Consider the following 25,053-nt stretch of genomic DNA (forward strand, 5'->3'; position numbering starts at 1 on the left):
AGACAGAGCAACCCATGAATATTTCCAAATTCTTTATCGACCGGCCGATCTTTGCAGGAGTCCTATCGGTGATCATCCTGCTCGGCGGGGTGATCGCGATGTTCCTGCTGCCGATTTCGGAATATCCGGAAGTCGTGCCGCCTTCCGTGATCGTGAAGGCGCAATACCCGGGCGCGAACCCGAAAGTGATCGCCGAGACGGTCGCGTCGCCGCTGGAAGAACAGATCAACGGCGTCGAGGACATGCTCTACATGCAGTCGCAGGCGAACAGCGACGGCAACATGACGATCACCGTCACGTTCAAGCTCGGCACCGATCCGGACAAGGCCACGCAGCTCGTGCAGAACCGCGTGAACCAGGCGCTGCCGCGCCTGCCGGAAGACGTGCAGCGGCTCGGCATCACCACGGTGAAGAGCTCGCCGACGCTGACGATGGTGGTCCACCTGATCTCGCCGGACAACCGCTATGACATGACCTACCTGCGCAACTACGCGCTGATCAACGTGAAGGATCGCCTGTCGCGGATCCAGGGCGTCGGCCAGGTGCAGCTGTGGGGTTCGGGCGACTACGCGATGCGCGTGTGGCTCGATCCGCAGAAGGTCGCGCAGCGCGGGTTGTCCGCCGAGGACGTCGTGCAGTCGATCCGCGAGCAGAACGTGCAGGTCGCGGCCGGCGTGATCGGCGCGTCGCCGTCGTTGCCGGGCACGCCGCTGCAGCTGTCGGTGAACGCGCGCGGCCGTCTGCAGACGGAAGACGAGTTCGGCGACATCGTCGTGAAGACGACGCCTGACGGCGGCGTCACGCACCTGCGCGACATCGCGCGAATCGAGCTCGACGCGTCCGAGTACGGGCTGCGCGCGCTGCTCGACAACAAGCCGGCCGTCGCGATGGCGATCAACCAGTCGCCGGGCGCGAACTCGCTGCAGATTTCCGACGAAGTGCGCAAGACGATGGCCGAGCTGAAGCAGGACATGCCGGCCGGCATCGACTACAAGATCGTCTATGACCCGACGCAGTTCGTGCGTTCGTCGATCAAGGCCGTCGTGCATACGCTGCTCGAAGCGATCGCGCTGGTCGTGATCGTCGTGATCGTGTTCCTGCAGACCTGGCGCGCGTCGCTGATTCCGCTGATCGCGGTGCCGGTGTCGATCATCGGCACGTTCTCGCTGCTGCTGGCGTTCGGGTATTCGATCAACGCGTTGTCGTTGTTCGGGATGGTGCTCGCGATCGGGATCGTGGTCGACGACGCGATCGTGGTGGTCGAGAACGTCGAGCGCAACATCGAAAGCGGGATGAACGCGCGGCAGGCGACCTACAAGGCGATGCAGGAAGTGAGCGGGCCGATCATCGCGATCGCGCTGACGCTGGTCGCCGTGTTCGTGCCGCTCGCGTTCATGTCGGGCCTGACCGGCCAGTTCTACAAGCAGTTCGCGATGACGATCGCGATCTCGACGGTGATCTCGGCGTTCAACTCGCTGACGCTGTCGCCGGCGCTGTCCGCGATCCTGCTGAAGGGGCATGGCGACAAGGAAGACTGGCTCACGCGCGTGATGAACCGCGTGCTCGGCGGCTTCTTCCGCGGCTTCAACAAGGTGTTCCATCGTGGCGCGGAGAACTACGGCCGCGGCGTGCGCGGCGTGCTGTCGCGCAAGACGCTGATGCTCGGCGTGTACCTCGTGCTCGTGGGCGCGACGGTGCTGGTGTCGAAGGTCGTGCCGGGCGGTTTCGTGCCCGCGCAGGACAAGGAATACCTGATCGCGTTCGCGCAACTGCCGAACGGCGCGTCGCTCGACCGCACCGAGAAGGTGATCCGCGACATGGGCTCGATCGCGCTGAAGCAGCCGGGCGTCGAGAGCGCGGTCGCGTTCCCGGGGTTGTCGGTGAACGGCTTCACGAACAGCTCGAGCGCGGGCATCGTGTTCGTCACGCTGAAGCCGTTTTCGGAACGGCACGGCAAGGCGCTGTCCGCCGGTGCGATCGCCGGTGCGCTGAACCAGCAGTACGGCGCGATCAAGGACTCGTTCGTCGCGGTGTTCCCGCCGCCGCCGGTGCTCGGCCTCGGCACGCTCGGCGGGTTCAAGATGCAGATCGAGGATCGTGGCGCGGTCGGCTACGCGAAGCTGTCGGACGCAACCAACGACTTCATCAAGCGCGCGCAGCAGGCACCGGAACTGGGCCCGTTGTTTACGAGCTACCAGATCAACGTGCCGCAGCTCAACGTCGATCTCGACCGCGTGAAGGCGAAGCAGCTCGGCGTGCCGGTCACCGACGTGTTCAACACGATGCAGGTGTATCTCGGCTCGCTGTACGTGAACGACTTCAACCGCTTCGGACGCGTGTACCAGGTGCGCGTGCAGGCCGATGCCCCGTTCCGCCAGCGCGCGGACGACATCCTGCAGCTGAAGACGCGCAACGACAAGGGCGAGATGGTTCCGCTGTCGTCGCTCGTCACGGTGACGCCGACGTTCGGCCCGGAAATGGTCGTGCGCTACAACGGCTACACGGCGGCCGACATCAACGGCGGCCCGGCGCCGGGCTTCTCGTCGGGTCAGGCGCAGGCCGCGGTGGAGCGCATCGCGCATGAAACGCTGCCGCGCGGCGTGCGGTTCGAATGGACCGACCTCACGTACCAGCAGATTCTTGCAGGCGATTCGGCGATGTATGTGTTCCCGATCAGCGTGCTGCTCGTGTTCCTCGTGCTCGCCGCGCTGTATGAAAGCCTGACGCTGCCGCTCGCGGTGATCCTGATCGTGCCGATGAGCATTCTGTCGGCGCTGACGGGCGTGTGGCTCACGCAGGGCGACAACAACATCTTCACGCAGATCGGCTTGATGGTGCTGGTGGGGCTGTCGGCGAAGAACGCGATCCTGATCGTCGAATTCGCACGCGAACTGGAGCATGACGGCAGGACGCCGCTCGAGGCCGCGATCGAGGCGAGCCGGCTGCGGCTGCGCCCGATCCTGATGACGTCGATCGCCTTCATCATGGGCGTGGTGCCGCTCGTCACATCGACGGGCGCGGGCTCGGAGATGCGGCATGCGATGGGTGTCGCGGTGTTCTTCGGGATGCTCGGCGTGACGCTGTTCGGGCTGATGCTGACGCCGGTGTTCTACGTGGTGCTGCGCACGCTCGCGGGCGGCAAGATCCACGTCGCCGGCAAGGACTCGGCCGGCTATGGCGTGTCGCCGTCGGGCGTACCGGCTTCGGATGCTTGAGGACAACAAGATGGACAACATGTACAACTCGAATGGCCTGATGCGCTTCGCGAAGGTGGCGGCCGCGAGCACCCTGCTCGCGACGCTGCTCGCCGCGTGCGCGGTGGGCCCGGACTACAAGCGCCCGGACGTGTCGACGCCCGCGGCGTTCAAGGAAGCGCCGACGCTCGCGGCCGGCGAACAGGCCGGCACATGGAAGACCGCCGAACCGGCGGACGGCGAGCATCGCGGCGAATGGTGGAAGGTGTTCGGCGATCCGGTGCTCGACTCGCTCGAGTCGCAGGCGCTCGCCGCGAACCAGAACCTGAAGGCCGCGGCGGCGCGCGTCGAGGAAGCGCGTGCGGCGACCCGCACCGCGCGCTCGCAGTGGTTCCCGCAGGTCGGCGCCGGGTTCGGGCCGACGCGCGAGGGGCTGTCGTCGGCGTCGCAGCTTCAGCCGCAGGGCACGGGCCCGACCAACGCGACGCTGTGGCGCGCACAGGGCACGGTGTCCTACGAGGCCGACCTGTTCGGTCGCGTGAGCCGCAACGTCGAGGCGTCGCGCGCCGACCAGGCGCAGAGCGAAGCGCTGTTCCGCTCGGTGCAGCTCGCGCTGCAGGCGGACGTCGCGCAGAACTACTTCGAACTGCGCCAGCTCGACTCGGACCAGGACCTGTACCGCCGCACGGTCGAGCTGCGCGACCAGGCGCTGAAGCTCGTGCAACGTCGCTTCAACGAAGGCGACATCAGCGAGCTCGACGTGTCGCGCGCGAAGAACGAACTGGCGACCGCGCAGGCCGATGCGGTCGGCGTCGCGCGGCGGCGCGCGGCGTCCGAGCATGCGCTCGCGATCCTGCTCGGCAAGGCGCCCGCGGACTTCGCATTCAAGGAAACGCCGATCGTGCCGGTCGCGGTGAAGGTGCCGGCGGGGCTGCCGTCCGCGCTGCTCGAACGGCGGCCGGACGTGTCGGCGGCCGAGCGCGCGATGGCGGCGGCGAACGCGCGGATCGGCTTGGCGAAGTCGGCGTATTTCCCGAAGCTCGATATCACGGGCGCGTTCGGGTATGAGGCGTCGACGCTCGGCAATCTGTTCCTGTGGTCGAGCCGCACGTTCCTGCTCGGACCGTTCGCCGGTACCGCGCTGACGCTGCCGCTGTTCGACGGCGGGCGGCGTGCGGCCGGCGTGCAGCAGGCGCGCGCGCAATACGACGAGCAGGTCGCGAACTATCGGCAGCAGGTGCTCGTCGCGTTCCGCGAAGTCGAGGACAACCTCGCCGATCTGCGTCTGCTCGACGACCAGATTCGCGCGCAGGATGCGGCCGTGAACGCGTCGCGCCGTGCGGCGACGCTGTCGCGTACGCAGTATCAGGAAGGCGAAGTCGCCTATCTCGACGTGATCGACAGCGAGCGGTCGGTGCTGCAGTCGCAATTGCAGTCGAACCAGCTGACCGGTGCGCAGGCCGTGTCGACCGTCAATCTCATTCGTGCGCTGGGTGGCGGGTGGGGTGGGGCGCCCGCGGCGGTCGGCGATGCGGGGTCTGTCAAGGCGGAGGTGGCCGTGCGTTGAGCGCGAACGGCGGGCGTTCGTCGCTCGCCAGCCATGAAGTGAAAACCCCCGGCATGCAGGCTCAGGTCTGCATGCCGGGGGTTTTTTATGGTTCGTCGCGAATTTCGGGGGGAGCGTCGGCGATCGGCCAATTAGAGTCGTTCGAGAGTTTCCTGTAAATGGCGGAAACCGACGGTATAACGGCCATCCACTTCAACGCGACGCGTTAGAGGATTGAGTAGAGCTACTGCACCGTGACTGATGCATTGAAGGCGGCAGGGATGTCACGGGCAAAGCAGATGCCGAGTAGATCTGCTTTCTGCTTCGGCGTGTCACTGTGGACGGCACTTTCACCAGTCCGCCAGTTCAACTCTCAGACCGTTTCAGCCTCATGGACACAGAAAATCGTTCTGCCGGGTGAATGCTGATCGAGATTTCGAACGCCACGCCTGTCGAATCGAGATAACGCCGCACGATTTCCAGCGCGGCCGTTCCCGCCGGGATCTGTAGTCGCGCAGCCATTTCCGGCGAGACGTTTACCGCCTGCACATTCTGCTGGATCTCTGCAACGCATCGTCCGTAACGTGCCTCAATCAATGAACTGATCAACGTATCCGGCTCGCTGCGAGCCGTCTCCGCGATCTCCAGATAGCCCGGATCGATATAGACGTCTGTCCAGCCGATTGGCGGACGCGTCGCGTCGCGTTCCACGCGCAGGCTCGAAATGCGCAGCCAGCGTGCGCCTTCTTCGCACTTCAGAACCTTCGCGAGCTTGCCCTTCGCCGCAAGCTCCTCGATCGACTGCACCACGCGCAGGTTCTCCGAACCGAACTGGACGAGATCTTCGATCGAAGCGATCGACGGCCGGAAGTCGTTTTTCGGTTGAGCAGATTCGACACGCGTTCCCGCGTTCTTGCGCCGCGACACGAAGCCAAGTTGCTGCAGCTCGTGCAGCGCCGCGCGCACCGTGTGCCGGCTCGTCTTGTATAGATCGCGCAATTCAAGCTCGGTCGGCAAGTACGAGCCGACCGGAAAGCGGCCGGACGCGATGCCTTCAGTCAGGTCGCGCGCGATCTCGGCGAAGTGGGGTCTGTTCATTTTCTCTGCGTATCGGTCATCGCCGACAGTTTAAGGGTAAACATCGCTGGAACGATATGTCCGGACATAATATCCTTCTATATGTCCGGACATATCGAGACGCTCGATTTCGAAGGTCCGATGTCTTTCCCCGTTTCCGTTTCCAGAGGTCGCCATGCCAAGCCGCACCATCCCTGTCTCCAGCACCGTCGTTGATTCGATTCTGTTTCGAGATGCCTTCGGCACCGCGAAGATGCGCGCGTTGTTCTCTGATTACGCGCTCGTGCAGCGCTACATCGACGTCGAAGTCGCGCTCGCGAAGGCCGAGGCGCGTGTCGGTGTGATTCCAGCCGAAGCGGCCGACGTGATTGCACAGGAAGCGAGCATCGAGCGCATCGATTTCGATCACATGCGCGAGGAGACGGACATCGTCGGCTATCCCATCCTGCCGCTCGTGCACCAGCTCGTCGCGATGTGTGGGGACGCAGGCCGCTACGTGCATTGGGGGGCAACGACGCAGGACATCATGGATACCGCCGTGTCGCTGCAAGTGAGCGATGCGCTCGATTCGATCGACGGCGACATCCGCGAGTTGCGCGGCATCCTTGCCGATCTCGCGAGCAAGCATCGCGATACCGCGATGGCGGGTCGCACGCATCTGCAGCAGGCACTGCCGGTCACGTTCGGATACAAGGCCGCAATCTGGCTCGCGATGTTCGACCGGCATCAGCAGCGGCTCGCGGAGCTGCGCTCGCGCGTCGCGGTCGTCGAGTTCGCGGGCGCGGCCGGCACGCTGGCGTCGCTCGGCGACAAGGGTTTCGAAGTCCAGAAGGCGCTTGCGGAAGAGCTGAAGCTCGGTGTGCCCGCGACGACGTGGCACGTCGCACGCGACGGCTTCGCCGAGGCAGTGAACCTGCTTGCGCTGGTCACGGGCTCGCTCGGCAAGATCGCGCTCGACATCATGATCATGGCGTCGAACGAGTTCGCGGAAGTGTACGAACCGTTCGTCAAGGGGCGCGGCGCAAGCAGCACGATGCCGCAGAAGCGCAATCCGATCTCGAGCGAGCTGATGCTGGCGGCGGCGAAAGCGGTGCGGCAGCACGCGGGCCTGATGGTCGACGCGATGATTCAGGATTTCGAGCGCGCGACAGGTCCATGGCATGCTGAATGGATCGCGATTCCCGAGAGCTTCATCCTGACATCGGGGGCACTGCATCAGGCCAAGTTCGCGCTCGGCGGGCTGATCGTCGATGCGCAACGGATGAAGCAGAACCTCGGCATCAGCAAGGGGCTGATCGTCGCCGAAGCCGCGATGATGCAGATGGCGCCGTTTACCGGGCGCCAGCGGGCGCACGACATCGTGTATGACGCGTGCCGCAGGGTCAACGAGAAGGGCGGCACGCTCGCCGAAGCGCTGGCCGCACTGCCCGACGTGACCCGGCACTTCGATCGAGACGCGATCGAACGCATGACGGATCCAGTCAACTACCTGGGCCTCGCACCGCAGATGGTCGATCGGGCGATCGCACTGTCCCGCGAAATCTGAACGGACGTCGTGGAGGAGACACCATCATGAATCACGCACAGACCTCGCGCGACGAACCGGTCGCCCCGGCGCCGAAGCGCCCGTGGTATCGCAAGCTCGGCATGCAGGTGCTCGCGTCGCTGGTGCTTGGCATCGTCGCCGGGCTGCTGTTTCCGAAATTCGGCACGCAGATGAAGATTCTCGGCGACGTTTTTCTCGCGCTGATCAAGGCCGGCGTCGCGCCGCTCGTGTTCCTGACGATCGTGCACGGCATTGCTTCCGCCGGCGACGTGAAGAGCGCGGGGCGGGTCGGCTGGCGTGCGATCGTCTACTTTGAAGTCGTGTCGACGATCGCGCTGGCGTTCGGCCTGTTCGCCGGCAATCTGCTGCAGACCGGCCAGGGCATGACGTCCGTGGCGTTCGGCAAGGTGTCGGTCACCGCGGCAAAGGCGGCGCCGCAAGGGTTCACCGAATTCGTGATGCATCTCGTGCCAGACAACTTCATCGGCGCGTTCGCGAAAGGCGAACTGCTGCAGGTGGTCGTGCTCGCGGTGATGGTCGGCATCGGCATTCTTGCGATTCCCGAAGGGCGGCGCGCGCGAATCAACGACGGGCTCGAGCAGATATCGGAGGTCATGTTCTCGTTCATCAATCTCGTGATGAAGCTTGCCCCGCTCGGCACCTTCGGCGCGATCGCGTTCGCGGTAGGCAGCAACGGGACCGCCGTGCTGGTCGCGCTCGCGCAACTCGTGCTCAGCTTCTACGCGATCGTGGTGCTGTTCATCGTGGTCGTGATGGGCATCGTCGCGAAGCTGGCCGGCTTCAGCATGTGGCGCTTCATGCGCTACATCAAGGACGAGATCCTGATCGTGCTCGGCACCGCGTCGTCGGAAAGCGCGTTGCCGCGTCTGCTGATCAAGCTCGAGCGATTCGGCTGCGCGAAGCAGACGGTCGGTCTCGTGCTGCCGACCGGCTATGCGTTCAATCTCGACGGGACGTCGATCTTCATGGCGACGGGCGTGATGTTCATCGCGCACGCGTACAACGTGCCGCTCACGTTCGAGCACCAGATCGGGATCCTGCTGCTGATGCTGTTGACATCGAAAGGCGCCGCGACGGTATCGGGCGGATCGTTCGTCGTGTTCGCGGCGACGGTGACATCGACGGGGCTGCTGCCGGTGGAAGGGCTCGCGCTGATCTTTGGCGTCTACCGCTTCATGTCGATGGCGATTGCAACGTGCAATACGATCGGCAACAGCCTGGCCACGGTCGTCGTTGCGAAATGGTCTGGTACGTTCGATGAGACGGTCGCTCGACGCCACCTTTACCCGGAACGTTATCCCGCAACAGCGCGTGCCGATGCGAAGTTCGACGATGGCAAGCTTCTTCCCGAAGACTCTGACGACGTGAATCCGCATTCGCCGGGGATCCCGCTCAAGCGCGGCGGTCTGTAGCATTGGTTTGGGCCGAAAGGTCGATTCCATCCAGCGCACGGCGGCGGTCTAGTGACCGCAACTAACGGTCGAGCCGTCATGCGTTGACGGACGGTGCGGCGATGCCATCGCCGCACCGCTCAATGCTGACCGTCTTCAGCGCGCAGCGCCCGCACGAGTTCTCCGGTGGCCTTGCCGAGCCCCGTATGTTTCGGCCGCCGCAAATACACAGGCAACGGCAGCCCGTTGCGGATGTTCGCGAACACGAGCGGCGCGAGTTCGCCGTCGGCCACATACCGGCCGATGATCGACTCCGGCAAATTCGCCCAGCCATGACCGGCCTTCACGAGCGCGATCGTGGTCGCCATGTCGGTCACCTTCCACGTGCGGTTGCCGATCAGCGGCCGCACGTCGGTGAGCGGTCGCTCCGGATCGGCGATCACGATCTGCCGAAACCCCGACAATCGCTCGATCGCCTCCGGATGCGCGGCTTCCGCGATCGACGGATGATCAGGCGCGGCGACGGCAATCAACGTCTCGGTCCACAGCGCGTGAATCTGTTCCTGCGGATGAAGATCGAGCCCGCCGTACGCAACGCAAAGATCGACGGCGCCGCGATGCAGCGCGTCGACGATCGCATCCTGCGGCGCGGTGACGACGCTGAAAAAATTGAAAGGACCTGACTCTTGCGGTCGCAGTGCCCGCTGTAGTCTCGCCACCTTGTTCGATATGAAGGTGGTCGGTCATGCAAGGATGGAAGAGACGCATAGTCTACGTCGTGATGTTCGAGGTGCTCGGCATCCTCGTCGCGTCGTCGGTGCTCGGCATGCTGAGCGGCGCGAGTGCGGCGACGAGCGGCCTGCTCGGCGTGATGATCTCGACGACGGGTGTCACCGTCAATTTTCTGTACAACCTCGGGTTCGAGGCGTGGGAGCGGCGGCGCACCGAAACGACGCGCACCGTCGGGCGACGTGTCGTGCATGCGATCGGGTTTCAGGTCGCGCTCGTGACGTTCCTGATCCCGCTGATCGCGTGGTGGCTCGACGTGTCGTTATGGCAGGCGTTCCTGTACGACGCGGTGCTGATCGTGTTCTTCCCGATCTTCACGTTCGCGTACAACTGGGCGTTCGACAGCGTGTTTGGATTGCCGGATGCGGTGACGCGCAAGGCGGCATCGGCTGCGTGATGCAGAGGGATGCGAAACGATGCCGACAGCTCCGCGCCGTTTCGCTTCTGCAAGAGAGAGAGGAAGACGGGCGGCGCGCATGCCGCCCGAGCGCGTTACGCGGTGACGAACTCGTGCACGAAACGGTTGAACACCGCGGGGCTCGCCGCGTTCATCCCGTGCGACGCACCGGCGACGGTCTGCCGTTGCGCATCGCCGATCCACTGCGACAGGGTGTCGACGTTGTTGCGGAACATCTTCGGGCTGCGCTGGCCGTCGATCAGCAGCGTACGGCACGCGATATCCGTCGCCGCATGCTGCGAATACGCGGGCAGCGGATCGCGCAGTTGCTTCGGCAGCGTGCTCGCGTTGTCGATCGCCATCGTGCGAAAGCGCGACGTGCTCTTCTTCCACGCGCCAGGCAGGCTCACCGAGTCGACGAACATCTCGAGGCCGGCTTCCACTTCACCTTGATCGATCAGGTTCACGGCCTTCGTGCGCAGTGCGATCGCGGTGGCAGGCAGTGCGGCTTCGCGCACGCCCGGCTGTTGCAGCGGGCCGCCCGGATCGGCGAGCGTGAGCGACTCGACGAGGTGCGGATGCTGGCGTGCGACGTTGAACGCGACGCTGCCGCCCCGCGAATGGCCGACGAGATGCACGGGCCCGAGATCGAGTGCGTCGATGAATTCGGCAAGCTCGTCGACGTGGTTCTGCCAGCTGAACTCGTCCTGGATGCCCGCTTCGACGGCCGGCCAGTAGTGGCTCAGGCTCGGCGCGATGCAGCGGTAGTGTGCCGACAGCGATGCGAGTTGCGGATCCCAGTAGCGGTAGTCGCACAACGATCCGTGCACGAACACCATCGGCGCGCCGCTGCCCCGCTCGACATACGGCAGGCTGATGCCCGACGAAAGCGTCGCAAATTGCAGGTCGGGGTTCGCGAGCACCGACGGCTCGATTCGCATGTTCATGGCTGAAAGACTCAAAGGTGCGTCAACACGACGCAACTATGCATCACGGCGACCTGCAAGGAAAACGCATAATATTCATCGCGACGATCAATTTTATTGATGGCTCGGCTGAAAATCCTTGTCGGGCCGAGGGTAGCTGACGAGCCACATACGACTCGGCTGCATCCGTGTTGGCGCCAACATAGAGGTCCGGCGGCCCCGTTGGCCGAGCATCAGCAATGAGGGTGAGAAAGGGATGTCGGATCGAGCGGCGCTTGCGGCACGCTCGAGATGGTCATAACATGGCCATGTCATTTAACACGTCCAAGTTATTTCACTTGGCCAAGTGAGTTTGATATGAGATCGCTGCCGAACCCTATGCCGGCGCGCATTGCGCTTGACGCTTTCCGGACGTTGTTCGACAAAGCAGACGGGTGGCGCGTGGTCGAGGAGATTGCGGTACCGGATCATGTCGGGGACCTCATCCTGAGCAATGACATGGGCCAAACGTATGTCGCGAACCTCAAGACGTTCAACGAGGGGCGTGCCGATCGCGTTATCGCGCTCTTTGCTCAGGCGGTCCTCGAGGCGCGTGCATACGCGAAACGGCAGAAGATGCGGCCTGCGATTCTGATTTGGGTCGGCAGTGCCCCGCCGTCGCTGATACAGCGATTGGCCGATTTTCACGCCAGGTTCGCAGACCGTGAGCCCTTCGCCGTGCTCTCGGCCGACGGAACGCGATATGTCCGATTTCCGGGGCTGGATATTTCGGAGCGTCCGGGTCAGTCGACTCGCTCCTACAGCCGCAGTCGCAGTGTCCAGCCGGGGCTGGCATTCTCGGATCTGAACCAGTGGATGCTCAAGCTCCTGCTCGCGATCGATATCGAGAGAGAGGACCTCATCGGTGCGGAGGGCCGGCAATACACCACGGCGACCGACCTCGCGCGTGCAGCCGGTGTTTCGGTCATGACGGCGACGCGGCTGATCCATGCGCTCAAACAGGAGGGTTTCATCGAGACGAAGCCGTTCCTGAAGGTCGTGCAACGGCGCAAACTCGCACAACGCTGGAAGGCTGAATACCAGAGGCCGGCAGTGGCAGTGCCGATGAAGTTTCTTTTGCCGGCCGCGCCGGACGTCCAGTTGCGCAAGATGCTCAAGAATGAAGGCGGCACGCTCGGCCTTTTTGCCGCGGCCGATGCACTCGGCGTCGGCCATGTCAGTGGGGTCCCGCCAACCGTCTGGGTCCCTAGCCTGATGGAAGCCGAAAACTGGCGACCGCTGCGTCGGGCCAAAGAGGGCGAACGCCCCGATCTCGTCTTGCAACAGCCTGGCTTTCCCCAATCATTGGGGCGGGCCGTCGTCTACCGAGATGGTTTGCCGGTCACGGACATCATCCAGACCTGGCTCGACGTTTCTGCTCACCCGGCGCGCGGTGCAGAGCAGGCCGCTGAACTGGAGCATGGCGTCCTCGCGAACGTGACTGGAGAAGGTGCGTGAGCGAATTGGCCGATTTCAGCAATCTCGCGATGACGTTGGCGCCGTGGCGAGCCAGGATCGTTTTCATCGGAGGCTGGGCGTTTCGGCTCTATTCGTATGAGCCGCGTGCCTGGAAGTCTGACCACACGCCAATCTTCACGCAGGATGCCGACGTCGCGTATGCACAACACGAGGTGCTCGAAGGAGATATCAAGAAGGCACTCGAAAGCGCGGGTTTCAAGGAGGAACCGAATTTCGCCGGCGGGTTCAAGCCGCCGGCGATGCGTTACACCCTCGGCGAGCAAGCCAACGGGTTTTACGCGGAATTTCTCACGCCGCTGACAGGTAGCCCCTTGCGGCGCAACAAGGTCACGAGGCGGATGGAGCAGGACGCAACGGAGGCGAATGCCGGCGTCGTTGCACAGAAGCTGCGCCATCTCGAGATACTGCTGCACGAACCTTGGCTCGTGACGATTCCCGCCGAGGACTCAGGGCGTGGCGATGCACTGGTCGACCTGCGTATCCCCAATCCGGTGAGCTTCATGGTCCAGAAGCTGTTGATTCGTGACGACAGGATTCCGGAAAAGCGCGCCCAGGATGTGCTTTACATCCACGATGCGATGCTCCTTTTTGGCGGCGCAATCGAGGACGAGCTTGTCCCGATCTGGAGGCGCCTCGAACCCACGTTATCGGATGCGCAGCGCAGGTCCATCGGTGCGGGCGTCGGCGCATTTTTCACTGAAGTGAACGACACTATTCGTGGGGCGGCGAACATCCCGCGGCCCGACCGACAGATCGAGCCCGAGGATTTACTCAGGCTGTGCAAGAACGGTTTCGAAGCGCTCTTCGGCGAAGTGCCCTAGAGCGCCGCCCGCCGCCCGCGCGTCACCCCACCGCCAGCGCGGGCGCGGTCTGAAGCTCGACGGGCAGATCGTTGTCGGCGGCGAACTGCATCGCGAAATCGAACGCATCCGCACATACGGTGCGCAGTTCGTCCGACACGAACAGGCATTTGACGCCGCCGTCGACGACCGGCATCGCGAGCCGTGACAACGCGCACGGATAGCCGGGCCGCCGCTCGCCGACGAACAGCGTGATGACGCCCGCGAGCCGCTCGGGCCAGTCGCTCGGGCGGAAGGTTTTCTGCGCGCGGGTGACGCCGCGAATCAGGTGGCCATCGATGCGGCCCTGTTCGGTGACTTCGATGCGATCCATGCTGTGCGTATCCTCGTGCGCGTCATTCGCCGCCATCGGCCGCCGCGTCGCCGCGCGCGGGAATCCGCAGGTTGCGCAGCTTGTGATAGAGCGTTTTCTTCGGCATGCCGAGCGCCTCGCTCGCGTCCGCGACGTTGCCGTTGTGACGCCGCAGCATGTCCTCGATCAGCATCCGCTCGAAATACGCGAGCTGCTCCGCGAGCGTGCCGCCCGCCGTGGGCGCGCTGCCGGACGACAGCAGGCTGTCGCCGGTCAGGCCGAGCACGAAGCGGTCGGCCACGTTCTGCAGTTCGCGCACGTTGCCGGGCCACGCATGCGTCATCAGTTCGGATACCTGCGCAGCCGTGACGACGGGCGCCGGCTGCCCGAAGCGACGCGCGGCCGCGAGCACGAAATGCTCGAACAGCAGCGGCACGTCCTCGCGCCGTTCGCGCAGCGGCGGCAGCTCGATCTGCGCGACGTTGAGCCGATACAGCAAGTCCGCGCGGAAGCGTCCGTCGGCCGCGAGCTCGGCGAGATCGGCCTTCGACGCGGCCACCACGCGGCAGTCGACCGGAATCAGCTCGTTCGCGCCGAGCCGTTCGACCACACGCTCCTGCAGCACGCGCAGCATCTTGATCTGCAGCGGAATCGGCATCGTCTCGATCTCGTCGAGGAACAGCGTGCCGCCGTGCGCCCATTCGATCTTGCCGATGCGCTTCTTGATCGCGCCGGTGAATGCGCCGGCCTCATGGCCGAACAGCTCGCTCTCGAAGATCTGCTCGGGCAGGCCGCCGCAGTTCAGCGCGACGAAATGCGCGTCGCGCCGGCTGCCGAAGTCGTGCAGGCTGCGCGCGATCAGTTCCTTGCCGGTGCCCGTCTCGCCGGTGATGAGCACCGACACCGACGTATCGGCGAGGCGCAGGATCTTCTTGCGCACGTCGGCCATCGCGGGCGACTTGCCGAGCACGAACGCCTCGATGCCCTGCCAGTTGTCGAGCGCCGCGCGCAGCCCCTGCACCTCCAGCGTGAGCCGGCGTTTCTCGACCGCGCGCGCGACGCGGCCGGCGATCACGTCCGACGAGAACGGCTTCTCGATGAAGTCGTACGCGCCGTCGTGCATCGCGCCGACGGCCGTCGAGATGTCGGCGTGGCCGCTGATCAACACGACCGGGATCTGCGCATCGACGGCCATCACGCGTTCGAGCAATTGCAGCCCGTCGATGCCGGGCATCCGCACGTCCGACACGATCACGATGGGTGCGCCGGGCGCGACGTGCGCGAGTGCGTCGGCGGCCGACGCGAACGCGTCGACCGGGAACCCGGCGAGCGCGACGGCCTGCTCGACGCCGATCCGGACGTTTTCATCGTCCTCGACGACCAGCACGCGAATCTCATCTTCCATGCTCTGTCCTTTGTTGCGGCGTCGCCGCCGCGAATTCGATGGTGAACTGCGCGCCGCCCGCGTCGCGGTTCGTCGCGGCGATCTTCGCGCCGAACGCCTCGACGATGCGCGACGTGATCGCGAGCCCGAGCCCGAGGCCCTGGCCGCGCGGCTTCGTGGTGACGAACGGCTCGAACAGGTGCGGCAGCACGTCGGCCGCGATGCCGGCACCGCTGTCGGTGACGGTGAAGCGCACGCGGCCGCCTTCGTCCGCATCGTCCGCGTCGTCCATTTTGGCGGCTTCGATGACGATCCGCCGCACGGGCGCTTCGTGCACCGCATCGAGCGCGTTGCCGAGCAGGTTCACGATCACCTGCTGCAACTGGCTCGATTCCGCCGATACCGTCGTGCCGGGCGCGATGTTCACGTCGAGCTGCACGCCTTCGTCGCGGAGCCGCGCATCGTAGATGAGCCGCGCATGCGCGACGGCCTCGGTCAGCGACACGGCGACGCGCTCGACGTCGGGCTTGCGCGCGAAGGTCTTCAGCTCGCCCGTGAGCACCGCCATGCTGTCGACCAGCTTGCCGATCCGTTCGAGATTGGCGTATGCCGGCGCCGGCTGGCCGCGCTCGAAGAACGTGCGCGCGTTGTCGCACAGCGTGCGGATCGCGACGAGCGGCTGGTTCAGCTCGTGTGTGAGGCCGGCGGCCATCTGCCCGAGCACCGCGAGCTTGCCCGCGTGCACGACTTCCTGCTGCGAATCGCGCAGCCGCTGCTCGGTGCGCTCGCGTTCGACGATCTCGCGCTGCATCCGCTCGTTCGCGGCCGTCAGCGCGGCCGTGCGCTGCGCGACGGTCAGCTCGAGCCGGTCGTTCGCGCGGCGCAGCGCGTCCTGCGCGTTCAGCCGCGCGACGATCGCCCGGCGGCGCTGGATCGCGTAGCCGACCAGCAGCGCGGCGATCAGGAACGCACCGGTGACGAACACGAACGCGGTCTGCTGCTGGCGCCGCGCGCTGGCGATGTCGAGCAGCACCATCAGCGAATCGCCGGCCTGCGGGGCGGGGCGCGACATCACGAGATAGCGCGTGGTGCGGCCGGCGTGACGCGGATCGGGAAACGTGCCGAACCACGCGGCGGCGCTGCGGTCGCCGCTGTGGCGGTACGGCAGCACGTCGACCGTGCGGCCCGCGTATTGCCGCGACGCCTGGATGTCGCGCTGCTGCTGCGCGGTGATCGGGCGCAGCGCGGTGAATTTCCACGCCGGCTCGGTCGAGATCACGACCACGCCGTTGCCGTCGACCACCATCGCCGCGACGCCCGGCGCGCGCCACGCGGATTCGAGCGGGTCGACGCTGATCTTCACGGCCGCCGCGCCGATCGGCACGCCGTCGTCGCGTACCGCGCTCGCGAAGTAGACGCCCGGCACGCCGGTATTGGTGCCGATCCCGAAGAAGCGGCCGCTGCCGTGCGCGAGGGCGTCCTTGAAGTACGGCCGGTACGACACGTTCGTGCCGACGAAGCTGATCGTCTCGTTCCAGTTGCTGGCGGCGATCACTTCGCCGCGCAGGTCGATCACGTCGACGGCGCCGCTGCCCGCGTCGCGGTTCACGGCTTCGAGGTACGTGTTCACCGTATGGGCGAGCGCGGGCCGGTCTTGCGGCGCGGCCTTCAGCAGCGCGCGCACGCCGTCCTGGCGGGCGACCAGGCCGGGCAGGATCTCGAAGCGGCCGAGTTCGCTTTTCAGGCTCGACGCATACAGGTCGAGCCGGTGCGCGCCGGTTTCCTCCAGCGCATCGATCGCGCGTTCCCACGCGAAATCGACGGCCGCGCCCGCCACGCCGACATACAGCACGGCGGCCGACGCCCAACCCCACCACGGGATTCCCTTGAAGCTCTTCTGCACGTTCGCCCTCATCGAAGCCTGCAACCGGTCACACGCGACCAGCCGTCCGCTACCGGCCCTCCGCAACCGGCCGTCCGCTACCGGCCCTCCGCAACGACGCGCGCCGCGCGCCGGCACGGCCGGCGGCGGCGCGTGCGAAGCAGCCTGCGCGACGGTGCGCGCGGCCGTGCATTATCCGAAGTGCGCGACCAGGATCAGCGTCACCGTGACGACGATTGCGCCGCCGATGCGCGTCGCGATCTGCGCGAACGGCATCAGCTGCATCCGGTTCGCGGCGGTCAGGATCGCGACGTCGCCGGTGCCGCCTTGTCCGCTGTGGCAGGCGTTCACGATTGCGGTGTCGATAGGGTACATCTTCAGCAGGCGGCCGACCACGAAACCGGTGCCCATCAGCGTCGCGACGGTCGACACGATCGTGACGACGTTGACGATCGTGAAGGCGGCGGTCAGCTTGTCCCACGGCGTCATCGCGACGCCGATCGCGAACAGCAGCGGATACGTGACGGCGGTCGAGAAGAACTTGTAGACGACGAACGCGCCTTCCTGCAGCGGCGGCGACACCGCGCGCGCCAGCTTCACCAGCACCGCGAGGAACAGCATCGCGACCGGCGCGGGCAGGCCGAACAGCTTGTGCGCCATCAGGCCCACGAGATACAGCGTGATCGCCGTGATGCCGGCGCCCGCGATGTGCGTGACGTCGACGTGGCCGCGGATCTCTTCGTTTTCCGGCGCCATGTCGCCGCTTTCGCCCACCTGCAGACGACCGTTGCCGGTCAGGTGCGGCAGGCGCTTGCCGAGCATGTCGAGCGCGCCCGACAGGATGATCGCCGTCAGGCTGCCGAGCATCACCGGCGGCAGCACCATCGCGAACATCTCGCCCTGCGGCAGATGCATCAGTTCCGAGTAGCCGATCGACAGCGGAATCGCGCCTTCGCCGACACCGCCCGCCATGATCGGCACGACGATGTACAGCAGCGTGTGGCGTGCGCCGAGGCCGAGCGCGGTGCCGACCGCCGTGCCGACGATCGCGGCCGCGACCGAACCGGCGGCGAGCGGGATGAAGATCTTCACGAAGCCCTGGATCAGCACGCGCCGGTCCATGCTCAGGATGCTGCCGACGATGATCGACGCGATGAACAGGTACAGGAAGTTGGTCGACTTCGTGAACTCGACCGTCAGGTTCAGCACCGGCTTCGGCAGCACGTGATAGTAGGTGAGCGCCGACGGCACGAAGGTCGCGAAGATCGCGGCCGCGCCGATGTTGCGCAAGAGCGGCAGGCGCTTGCCGAGTTCCGCGCACGTGAAGCCGAAGAACGCGAGCACGGCGATCGCCATCGAGATCTCGCCCGGCACCTTGCCCGTGACCGCGAAACCGACGATCAGTGCGAACAGGATCACGTACACCGGCAGCGGGATGATGCCGATGCGGATTTCCATCAGCTTCCACCAGCCTTCCGGCCAGAAGCGTGCGCGCGTGGCGGCGCCGGCTTCGGCAATCGGTTCCGTGTGGGACGGGGTATGGATAGAGGTCTGCAAGACGTGTCTCCTGATTGTTGGATGCCTGCATCGCTTCGCGGCATCGTGTGCCGTCTATTACGCAACCGCCGTGCCAGAAATCCTGCCTGCCCAAATATTTTTAATGCATTGATTCACAAGGGATTTGTTTCGTCTGCGGAAAGGGTCGCCGCCTGCGCAGGCCGAGATTTCGGAATTCGTCCGGCGGGGGAGGCCGAGATTTCGGCCAGCCGGCCGGTCCGCCGGCCGCGCACCGGGCCGACCCTGATCGCGCGCCATATCGCCGCGCGCGATTTTCTTCGCACAATCGCTTCGTAGACCACCTTCCTGCCGCTCTCTATCATCGGCTGATCTTTTTCCGATGCGACGACGACCGTCCGGAGAACGCCCGCGCGTTCGCCGCGGCTTCGCTCATCCGTCGATACCGTCTTTGGACAGGAGAGTGGTTCCCATGCTGCATGCCGTGTTTTCCGCCCGCTTTTCCGCCGGCCGCCTGGCCCGCCTGCTGACGGCCGCGCTGCTCGGCGTCGTGCTGCTGAACGGCGCGCGCGCCGATACCGCGCCGCTGAAGGTCGGCATCTCGACCAGCCCGCAGATCGAGGCGCTGAAGATCGCCGCGAAGGAGGCGAAGGAGCAGGGCCTCGACGTGAAGATCGTCGAATTCACCGACTGGAATACGCCGAACGCGGCGCTCGCGAACAAGGACATCGACGTCAACTACTTCCAGCACATCCCGTTTCTCGAGAACGCGAAGAAGCAGGGCGGTTACAACTTCATCTCGATCGCCCCCGGCACGATCATGAAGATCGGCCTCTATTCGAAGAAGGTGAAAAGCTTTGCAGAGCTGAATGACGGCGCGCGCGTCGCGATCGCGAACGATCCGGTCAACGGCGGGCGCGGGCTGTTGCTGCTGCAGCGTGCGGGCCTCATCACGCTGAAGCCGGGCGCCGACTACCGCGCGACGACGCACGACATCGTCGCCAATCCGAAGCACCTGAAGATCATCCCGCTCGAAGCGTCGCAGCTCGCGCGCTCGCTCGACGACGTCGACCTCGCGCAGGGCTACCCGAGCTTCATCAAGCTCGCCGGCACGACCGATCCGAACAGCGCGCTGCTGTTCGACGGCACCGAGAACAAGAACTTCGCGATCCAGTGGGTCGTGCGGCCCGAGAGCGCGAACGACGCGCGTATCCGCAAGTTCATCGCGATCTACCAGCATTCGCCGGCGGTGCGCCGTGCGCTCGACAACGCGTTCGGCTCGCTTTACGCAATCGCGTGGTGACGGAGGGAACATGACGACGCCGAACCGCAAGAAGATCCTGCTCAACGCGTTCAACATGAACTGCGTCGGGCACATCAATCACGGGCTGTGGACGCATCCGCGCGACCGCTCCGCGCACTACACCGATCTCGACTACTGGGCCGATCTCGCGAGGACGCTCGAACGCGGCAAGTTCGACGGGATCTTTCTCGCGGACATCGTCGGCGTGTACGACGTGTTCGGCGGCGGCCCGGACGCCGCGCTGCGCGAATCGGTGCAGGTGCCCGTCAACGATCCGCTGCTGCTCGTGCCCGCGATGGCGCAGGTCACGCGGCATCTCGGCTTCGGCGTGACCGCGAACCTGACCTACGAGCCGCCGTATCTGTTCGCGCGCCGGATGTCGACGCTCGACCATCTGACGAAGGGGCGTATCGGCTGGAACATCGTGACCGGCTATCTCGACAGCGCCGCGCGCGGAATGGGCCTCGCGCAGCAGATCGGTCACGACGACCGCTACGAACGCGCGGACGACTACATGGACGTCGTCTACAAGCTGTGGGAACAAAGCTGGGACGACGATGCGGTGATCCGCGACGCGCGGGCGCGCGTGTTCGCGCAGCCGGGCAAGGTGCGGCGCGTCAGGCACGACGGGCCGTTCTATTCGGTCGACGCGATCCACCTGAGCGAGCCGTCGCTGCAGCGCACGCCGGTGCTGTACCAGGCCGGTTCGTCCGCGCGCGGCGTCGAGTTCGCGGGGCGGCACGCGGAATGCGTGTTCGTGAACGGGCAGAGCAAGGCCGCCGCGCGCGCGGCGACGCTCGATATCCGCGCGGCCGCCGCGCGGCAGGGCCGCGACCCGGCGTCGATCAGGATTTTCGCCGGCGTGAGCGTCGTGACCGCCGAGACCGAACTTCTCGCACGCGAGAAGTTCGACGAATACCGGCGTTACGCGAGCCCCGAAGCCGGCCTCGCGCACTTCGCGAGTTCGACCGGCATCGACTTCGCGAAGTACGGGCTCGACGAGCCGATCTCGTACGTGAAGACCGATTCGATCCAGTCGGCCGTCGACGCGATCTCGCGCAAGAGCACGACCGGCACGTGGACCGTGCGCCGGATGCTCGAACAGATGTCGCTCGGCGGCCGTTACGCGCCGATCGTCGGTTCGCCGTCGCAGGTCGCGGACGAACTGCAGTCGTGGATCGACGAGACGGGCATCGACGGTTTCAACCTGACGCGCACCGTGATGCCCGAGTCGTTCGAGGATTTCGTCGACTGGGTCGTGCCTGAGCTGCAGAACCGCGGCATCTACAAGGAAGACTACGATCCCGCGCCGACGCTGCGCGAGAAGCTGTTCGGCGCCGGCGCGCGGCTGCCGGCCTGGCATACGGGCGCGCTGCACCGGCCGGCCGCCGCGCCGGCATCGGAACCCGCGCACCCCGCGCATGCATGAACGTGACGGAGCGAAGCGATGACGCAACTGTTCGATACGCTGGGCTTCATCGACGCATCCACCGTGCGGGCCGGCGCGGCGGCACGCGACGCGCATGGCGCGCATCGGGAACCGGCCATGCGGGCTGAGGTCGCCGCCGTGTCGTTCGCGCACGTCGGCAAGGTGTTCGCGACGCCGCGCGGCCACGCCGCCGCGCTGCGCGACGTGACGCTCGACGTGCGGCGCGGCGAAGTGTTCGGGATCATCGGCCGCAGCGGCGCCGGCAAGTCGACGCTGCTGCGGCTCGTGAACGGCCTCGAGCGTCCGAGTTCGGGCAGCGTGCGCGTGCAGGGCGTCGACGTCGGCGCGCTCGACGAGGACGGGCTCGTCGCGCTGCGCCGCCGCACCGGGATGGTGTTCCAGCATTTCAACCTGCTGTCGGCGAAGACGGTGTTCGAGAACGTCGCGCTGCCGCTGAAGATCGCCGGCGTGCCGAAGGCCGAGCGCACGCGCAAGGTCGATGCGTTGCTCGATCTCGTCGGGCTCGCCGCGAAGCGCGACGCGTATCCGGCGAGCCTGTCGGGCGGCCAGAAGCAGCGCGTCGGCATCGCGCGGGCGCTGGTGCACGATCCGGAGGTGCTGCTGTGCGACGAGGCGACGTCGGCGCTCGATCCCGAGACGACGCAGTCGATCCTCGCGCTGCTCGCCGACATCAATCGCCGCCTCGGGCTGACGATCGTGCTGATCACGCACGAGATGGAAGTGATCCGCGCGGTGTGCGACACGGTCGCGGTGATCGAGCAAGGCGAGGTCGTCGAAACGGGCCCGGTATGGCGCGTGTTCGGCGATCCGCGCCACGGCGCGACGCGCGCGCTGCTCAGCACGCTCGTGCACGACCTGCCGGCCGAACTGGCCGCGCGCGTGCAGCCGCTGCCCGACCAGGCTGCACTGCCGGACGGCGCGCAGGTCGTGCTCGACGTCCGCTATACGGGCGAAAGCGGCGGCGAGCCGGACGTGGGCGCGCTCGCGGCGGCGCTCGGCGGCTCGGTGCGTTTCCTGCATGGCGGGATCGAGCGGATCCAGGGGCATGCGCAGGGGCGTCTCGTGATCGCCGCGTCGCCCGGGCAGTCGCTGGCAACCGGCGGCGCGGTCGCCGCGTTGCTGGAGCGCGCGCGCCGCCATGCGAACCACGCGGAGGTGCTCGGCTATGTTTGAACTCTGGTGGCCCGAACTGCTCGACGCGATCCGTGACACGCTGTCGATGGTTGCCGCGTCGGCCGCCGTCGCCGCGCTGATCGGCATCCCGCTCGCGGTGATCCTCGTGACGACCGCGCCCGGCGGCATCTACGAGCGGCGCGGCGTGAACGCCGTGCTCGGTGCGCTCGTCAACGTGTTCCGCTCGACGCCGTTCATCATCCTGCTCGTCGCGCTGCTGCCGTTCACGCGCGTGCTGATCGGCACGACGATAGGCGTGTGGGCGGCCGTCGTGCCCTTGTCGATCGCCGCGATTCCGTTCTTCGCGCGAATTGCCGAAGTGAGCCTGCGCGAAGTCGATCGCGGGCTGATCGAGGCCGCGCTCGCGATGGGCGCGAAACGCCGCCACATCGTGTGGCACGTGCTGCTGCCCGAGGCGCTGCCCGGCATGCTCGGCGGCTTCACCATCACCGTCGTCGCGCTGATCGGCTCGACCGCGATGGCGGGCGCCGTCGGCGCGGGCGGGCTCGGCGATCTCGCCATCCGCTACGGCTATCAACGTTTCGACACTACCGTCATGGCGACCGTGATCGTGATCCTGATCGCGCTCGTCTCCGCCGTGCAAATCACGGGCGACCGCCTGGTCCGACGCGTGACCCGGCGTACCTGAGCGACGCCACAAGCGTCCGCTCGTTTCATTCCTGATCCTGAGAGAAAAAACCCATGACCTTGCCCATCGGCGCGCCGCGCGAATGGAACGGACAATTCGAGGAAGCGCTGTTCCTGGACGTCGCGCGACGCCATCGTCCCGGCTTTCCGACCAAGCTCGCGACGCCGCCGCGCGAGCCGCGCAACGAAGACGAGCTGGCCGCCGTCGCCGACTACTACACGAAGATGGCGTCGCACGACCTGTTCATCGTGCAGGTCGTCGCGAAGGCGATCGACACGCTGTTTCGCGACAACCCGCATTTCCAGTTGATTCTGTCGCGCCAGCTCGGCGACGACGGTGCGCATGCGGTGATCGGCCGCGAGCGCGTGACCGAGCTGACGGGCCGCGATCCGCTGCCTGAAGTCGAGCGGCTCGTCGCCGCGCACTGGGCGCGCATCGGCGATATCGCGGTGCGTGACGTCGCGGGCTTCCTTGCGTTCGAATGGCATTACGAGCTGCACATCCTCGCGAAGCTGTGGATCCAGCGCAAGACCGGCCGCATCGCGGATGGCGCGATGCGCGAGCACGGCGAAAACCGGATTCGCCCGGACGAGGAGTGGCATCGCGTGCAGATCGTCCAGTGGTGGTTCGACACGCTGAAGGCGCTGCCGGCCGCCGAGCGCGATGCGCTGATCGACCGCGTGATCGCGGCCGACGAGGAGACGCAGGCGCGGCTCGACGGGTATCTGCATGACGAGTACGCGCATACCGCGCAGGTGTTCGGTGCGGATATCGCCGAGTACCGCGCGATCTACGACGACTGGCGGCGCGAGATCCTGTCGCGGCTGACCGGCCGCCCGCTCGGCGCGCTGGTGCCGCTGTCCGGCGAAGTCGTGGCGCACGAACCCGTTGCACGGGAAGCCGTCGCATGAACGATCTCCGCAGCCCGGCGACGTTTGCGCCGGATCCCGATGCACGCGTGATCGACGCCGATGCGCTGGCGCGCGCGATCGATTCGCTGCGTGCGACGGCGGCCGCGCGCGACCGCGCGGGCGGTCATGCGGCCGACGAGAAGCAGTGGCTCGCCGACGCCGGCCTGCTGACGCTCGCGGTGCCGCGCGCATTCGGTGGACAGGAAGCCGCTTGGCCGGCGATCTACGACACGATCCGGCAGATCGCGCGCGTCGACAGCGCGCTCGCGCATCTGGTCGGGTTCCAGATCCTGCAGATCGTGAGCGTCGACGTGTGGGGCAGTGCGGCACAGCGGGAACGCTATCTGCGCGGCACGGTCGAGCATCGCTGGTGGTGGGGCAATGCGGTCAACCCGCTCGACACGCGGCTGGTGGCGACCGCGACGCCGGACGGCGGCTACCGCCTCGACGGCGTGAAGGGCTTCTGCTCGGGCACGCGCGGCTCGCAGCGGATGACGGTGTCCGCGCACGATCCGGAAACGGGGCGCACCGTGTTCGGCGTGGTGCCGACCGATCGTGACGGGATCACGGTCGACGACGACTGGGATCCGATCGGCCAGCGTCAGACCGACAGCGGCAGCGTGCGCTTCGACGGCGTGACGCTCGCGCCGGACGACGTGCTGCACCGGTCCGAAACGCCGCCGACGCCGCGCGCGACGCTGCGCACGCTGGTGTCGCAGCTGGTGCTGACGAACCTGTTCGTCGGGCTTGCCGAGGGCGCGCTCGCCGAGGCGCGCGACTATGTGCTCAAGCATGGCCGGCCGTGGATACATTCGGGCGTCGCGCAGGCGAGCGACGATCCTTATACGCTGCAGCGCTTCGGCGACATGCGCGTGCGGGCGGTCGCGGCGGCATCGCTCGCCGACCGTGCGGCGCTCGAGTTGCAGCGCGCATGGGCGCGGCGCGACGCGCTGACGGCCGACGAGCGTGCCGAAGCGGCGCTCGCCGTGTCGGAGGCGAAGATCGTCGCGCAGCGCGCGGCGCTCGACAACGGCGAGGCGCTGTTCGATGCGTGCGGCGCACGCGCGACGGCCGCGTCGCTCGGCCTCGACCGCTTCTGGCGCAACGCGCGCACGCATACGCTGCACGATCCGCTCGACTATCGGCTGCGCGACGTCGGCCGGTTTGCGCTGACGGGAGAATTGCCGCAGGCGTCGCTCTATACGTAACGGCGGCCAGCCATCCGCGCC

Annotated in this window: 20 protein-coding genes and 1 pseudogene; 14 read left to right on the forward strand and 7 right to left on the reverse strand. The window is 66.3% G+C overall.

The features are described 5' to 3' along the window. Positions 1-14: 14 nt before the first annotated feature. A complete protein-coding gene (gene ceoB / locus SB786_RS19265) occupies positions 15-3,215 on the forward strand; it encodes a multidrug efflux RND transporter permease subunit CeoB (protein ID WP_034176191.1) in 3,201 nt (1,066 codons plus the stop codon). A 10-nt stretch (positions 3,216-3,225) separates the two neighbouring features. Next, entirely contained in the window at positions 3,226-4,761 is a 1,536-nt protein-coding gene (opcM, locus tag SB786_RS19270; RefSeq protein ID WP_410728837.1) for a multidrug efflux transporter outer membrane subunit OpcM, read from the forward strand. 345 nt (positions 4,762-5,106) lie between these two features. Here the strand turns inward: opcM and SB786_RS19275 are convergent, their stop codons facing one another. After that, on the reverse strand, positions 5,107-5,838 hold the full coding sequence (locus tag SB786_RS19275; RefSeq protein WP_410728838.1) for a GntR family transcriptional regulator: 732 nt from the start codon (positions 5,836-5,838) through the stop codon (positions 5,107-5,109). 154 nt (positions 5,839-5,992) lie between these two features. Between SB786_RS19275 and SB786_RS19280 the strand changes: the two genes are divergently transcribed. Both SB786_RS19280 and SB786_RS19285 read left to right on the forward strand, forming a co-directional pair. After that, on the forward strand, positions 5,993-7,363 hold the full coding sequence (locus SB786_RS19280) for an adenylosuccinate lyase family protein (protein ID WP_410728839.1): 1,371 nt from the start codon (positions 5,993-5,995) through the stop codon (positions 7,361-7,363). A 26-nt stretch (positions 7,364-7,389) separates the two neighbouring features. After that, complete coding sequence (locus SB786_RS19285; RefSeq protein WP_410728840.1) at positions 7,390-8,796, forward strand: cation:dicarboxylate symporter family transporter; 1,407 nt, start codon at positions 7,390-7,392, stop codon at positions 8,794-8,796. 119 nt (positions 8,797-8,915) lie between these two features. Here the strand turns inward: SB786_RS19285 and SB786_RS19290 are convergent. After that, a pseudogene (locus tag SB786_RS19290) lies at positions 8,916-9,437 on the reverse strand (substrate-binding domain-containing protein); the annotation flags it as partial. Positions 9,438-9,520: 83 nt separating this feature from the next. Here SB786_RS19290 and SB786_RS19295 point away from each other — a divergent pair. Then, complete coding sequence (locus tag SB786_RS19295; protein WP_410728841.1) at positions 9,521-9,961, forward strand: PACE efflux transporter; 441 nt, start codon at positions 9,521-9,523, stop codon at positions 9,959-9,961. A gap of 95 nt (positions 9,962-10,056) precedes the next feature. On the opposite strand, the gene SB786_RS19300 is transcribed toward SB786_RS19295, so the two are convergent. Continuing rightward, complete coding sequence (locus tag SB786_RS19300; RefSeq protein WP_410728842.1) at positions 10,057-10,908, reverse strand: alpha/beta fold hydrolase; 852 nt, start codon at positions 10,906-10,908, stop codon at positions 10,057-10,059. Between the two features lie 336 nt (positions 10,909-11,244). Here SB786_RS19300 and SB786_RS19305 point away from each other — a divergent pair, with 336 nt between their 5' ends. Together SB786_RS19305 and SB786_RS19310 are read left to right on the forward strand one after the other, a co-directional pair. Beyond that, entirely contained in the window at positions 11,245-12,384 is a 1,140-nt protein-coding gene (locus SB786_RS19305) for an RpiR family transcriptional regulator (RefSeq protein WP_410728843.1), read from the forward strand. Further along, positions 12,381-13,226, forward strand: coding sequence for a GSU2403 family nucleotidyltransferase fold protein (locus SB786_RS19310; RefSeq protein ID WP_410728844.1), 846 nt, complete (start codon positions 12,381-12,383; stop codon positions 13,224-13,226). The genes SB786_RS19305 and SB786_RS19310 overlap by 4 nt, the downstream gene beginning before the upstream one ends. 22 nt (positions 13,227-13,248) lie before the next feature. Here the strand turns inward: SB786_RS19310 and SB786_RS19315 are convergent, their stop codons facing one another. The 4 genes from SB786_RS19315 to SB786_RS19330 all read right to left on the reverse strand — a co-directional run bounded on the left by SB786_RS19315 (position 13,249) and on the right by SB786_RS19330 (position 18,380). Further along, positions 13,249-13,578 (reverse strand): DUF3579 domain-containing protein, encoded by a 330-nt coding sequence (locus SB786_RS19315; RefSeq protein ID WP_410728845.1) that lies wholly within the window; start codon positions 13,576-13,578, stop codon positions 13,249-13,251. Positions 13,579-13,600: 22 nt separating this feature from the next. Next, entirely contained in the window at positions 13,601-14,962 is a 1,362-nt protein-coding gene (locus SB786_RS19320; protein WP_410728846.1) for a sigma-54-dependent transcriptional regulator, read from the reverse strand. Next, positions 14,952-16,856 (reverse strand): ATP-binding protein, encoded by a 1,905-nt coding sequence (locus tag SB786_RS19325; RefSeq protein ID WP_410728847.1) that lies wholly within the window; start codon positions 16,854-16,856, stop codon positions 14,952-14,954. The genes SB786_RS19320 and SB786_RS19325 overlap by 11 nt, the downstream gene beginning before the upstream one ends. A 159-nt stretch (positions 16,857-17,015) precedes the next feature. After that, on the reverse strand, positions 17,016-18,380 hold the full coding sequence (locus SB786_RS19330) for a 2-hydroxycarboxylate transporter family protein (RefSeq protein ID WP_410728848.1): 1,365 nt from the start codon (positions 18,378-18,380) through the stop codon (positions 17,016-17,018). Positions 18,381-18,401: 21 nt separating this feature from the next. Between SB786_RS19330 and SB786_RS19335 the strand changes: the two genes are divergently transcribed. The 7 genes from SB786_RS19335 (at position 18,402) to SB786_RS19365 (ending at position 25,032) form a co-directional block, all read left to right on the forward strand. Then, positions 18,402-18,677: a hypothetical protein gene (locus SB786_RS19335; protein ID WP_410728849.1), complete on the forward strand. Its 276-nt coding sequence runs from the start codon at positions 18,402-18,404 to the stop codon at positions 18,675-18,677. A 133-nt stretch (positions 18,678-18,810) separates the two neighbouring features. Continuing rightward, complete coding sequence (locus tag SB786_RS19340) at positions 18,811-19,641, forward strand: MetQ/NlpA family ABC transporter substrate-binding protein (protein ID WP_410728850.1); 831 nt, start codon at positions 18,811-18,813, stop codon at positions 19,639-19,641. 10 nt (positions 19,642-19,651) lie between these two features. Continuing rightward, on the forward strand, positions 19,652-21,070 hold the full coding sequence (locus SB786_RS19345; RefSeq protein ID WP_410728851.1) for an LLM class flavin-dependent oxidoreductase: 1,419 nt from the start codon (positions 19,652-19,654) through the stop codon (positions 21,068-21,070). 18 nt (positions 21,071-21,088) lie between these two features. After that, entirely contained in the window at positions 21,089-22,264 is a 1,176-nt protein-coding gene (locus tag SB786_RS19350; RefSeq protein ID WP_410728852.1) for a methionine ABC transporter ATP-binding protein, read from the forward strand. Further along, on the forward strand, positions 22,257-22,913 hold the full coding sequence (locus tag SB786_RS19355) for a methionine ABC transporter permease (RefSeq protein ID WP_006756372.1): 657 nt from the start codon (positions 22,257-22,259) through the stop codon (positions 22,911-22,913). Before SB786_RS19350 ends, SB786_RS19355 begins: the two co-directional genes overlap by 8 nt. Before the next feature lie 53 nt (positions 22,914-22,966). Beyond that, a complete protein-coding gene (locus SB786_RS19360) occupies positions 22,967-23,824 on the forward strand; it encodes a hypothetical protein (RefSeq protein WP_410728853.1) in 858 nt (285 codons plus the stop codon). Beyond that, on the forward strand, positions 23,821-25,032 hold the full coding sequence (locus tag SB786_RS19365; protein ID WP_410728854.1) for an acyl-CoA dehydrogenase family protein: 1,212 nt from the start codon (positions 23,821-23,823) through the stop codon (positions 25,030-25,032). The genes SB786_RS19360 and SB786_RS19365 overlap by 4 nt, the downstream gene beginning before the upstream one ends. Positions 25,033-25,053 lie beyond the last annotated feature (21 nt).

Origin of the sequence: Burkholderia sp. SIMBA_062 (assembly GCF_046534765.1) — a bacterium.
Classification (GTDB): domain Bacteria; phylum Pseudomonadota; class Gammaproteobacteria; order Burkholderiales; family Burkholderiaceae; genus Burkholderia; species Burkholderia ambifaria.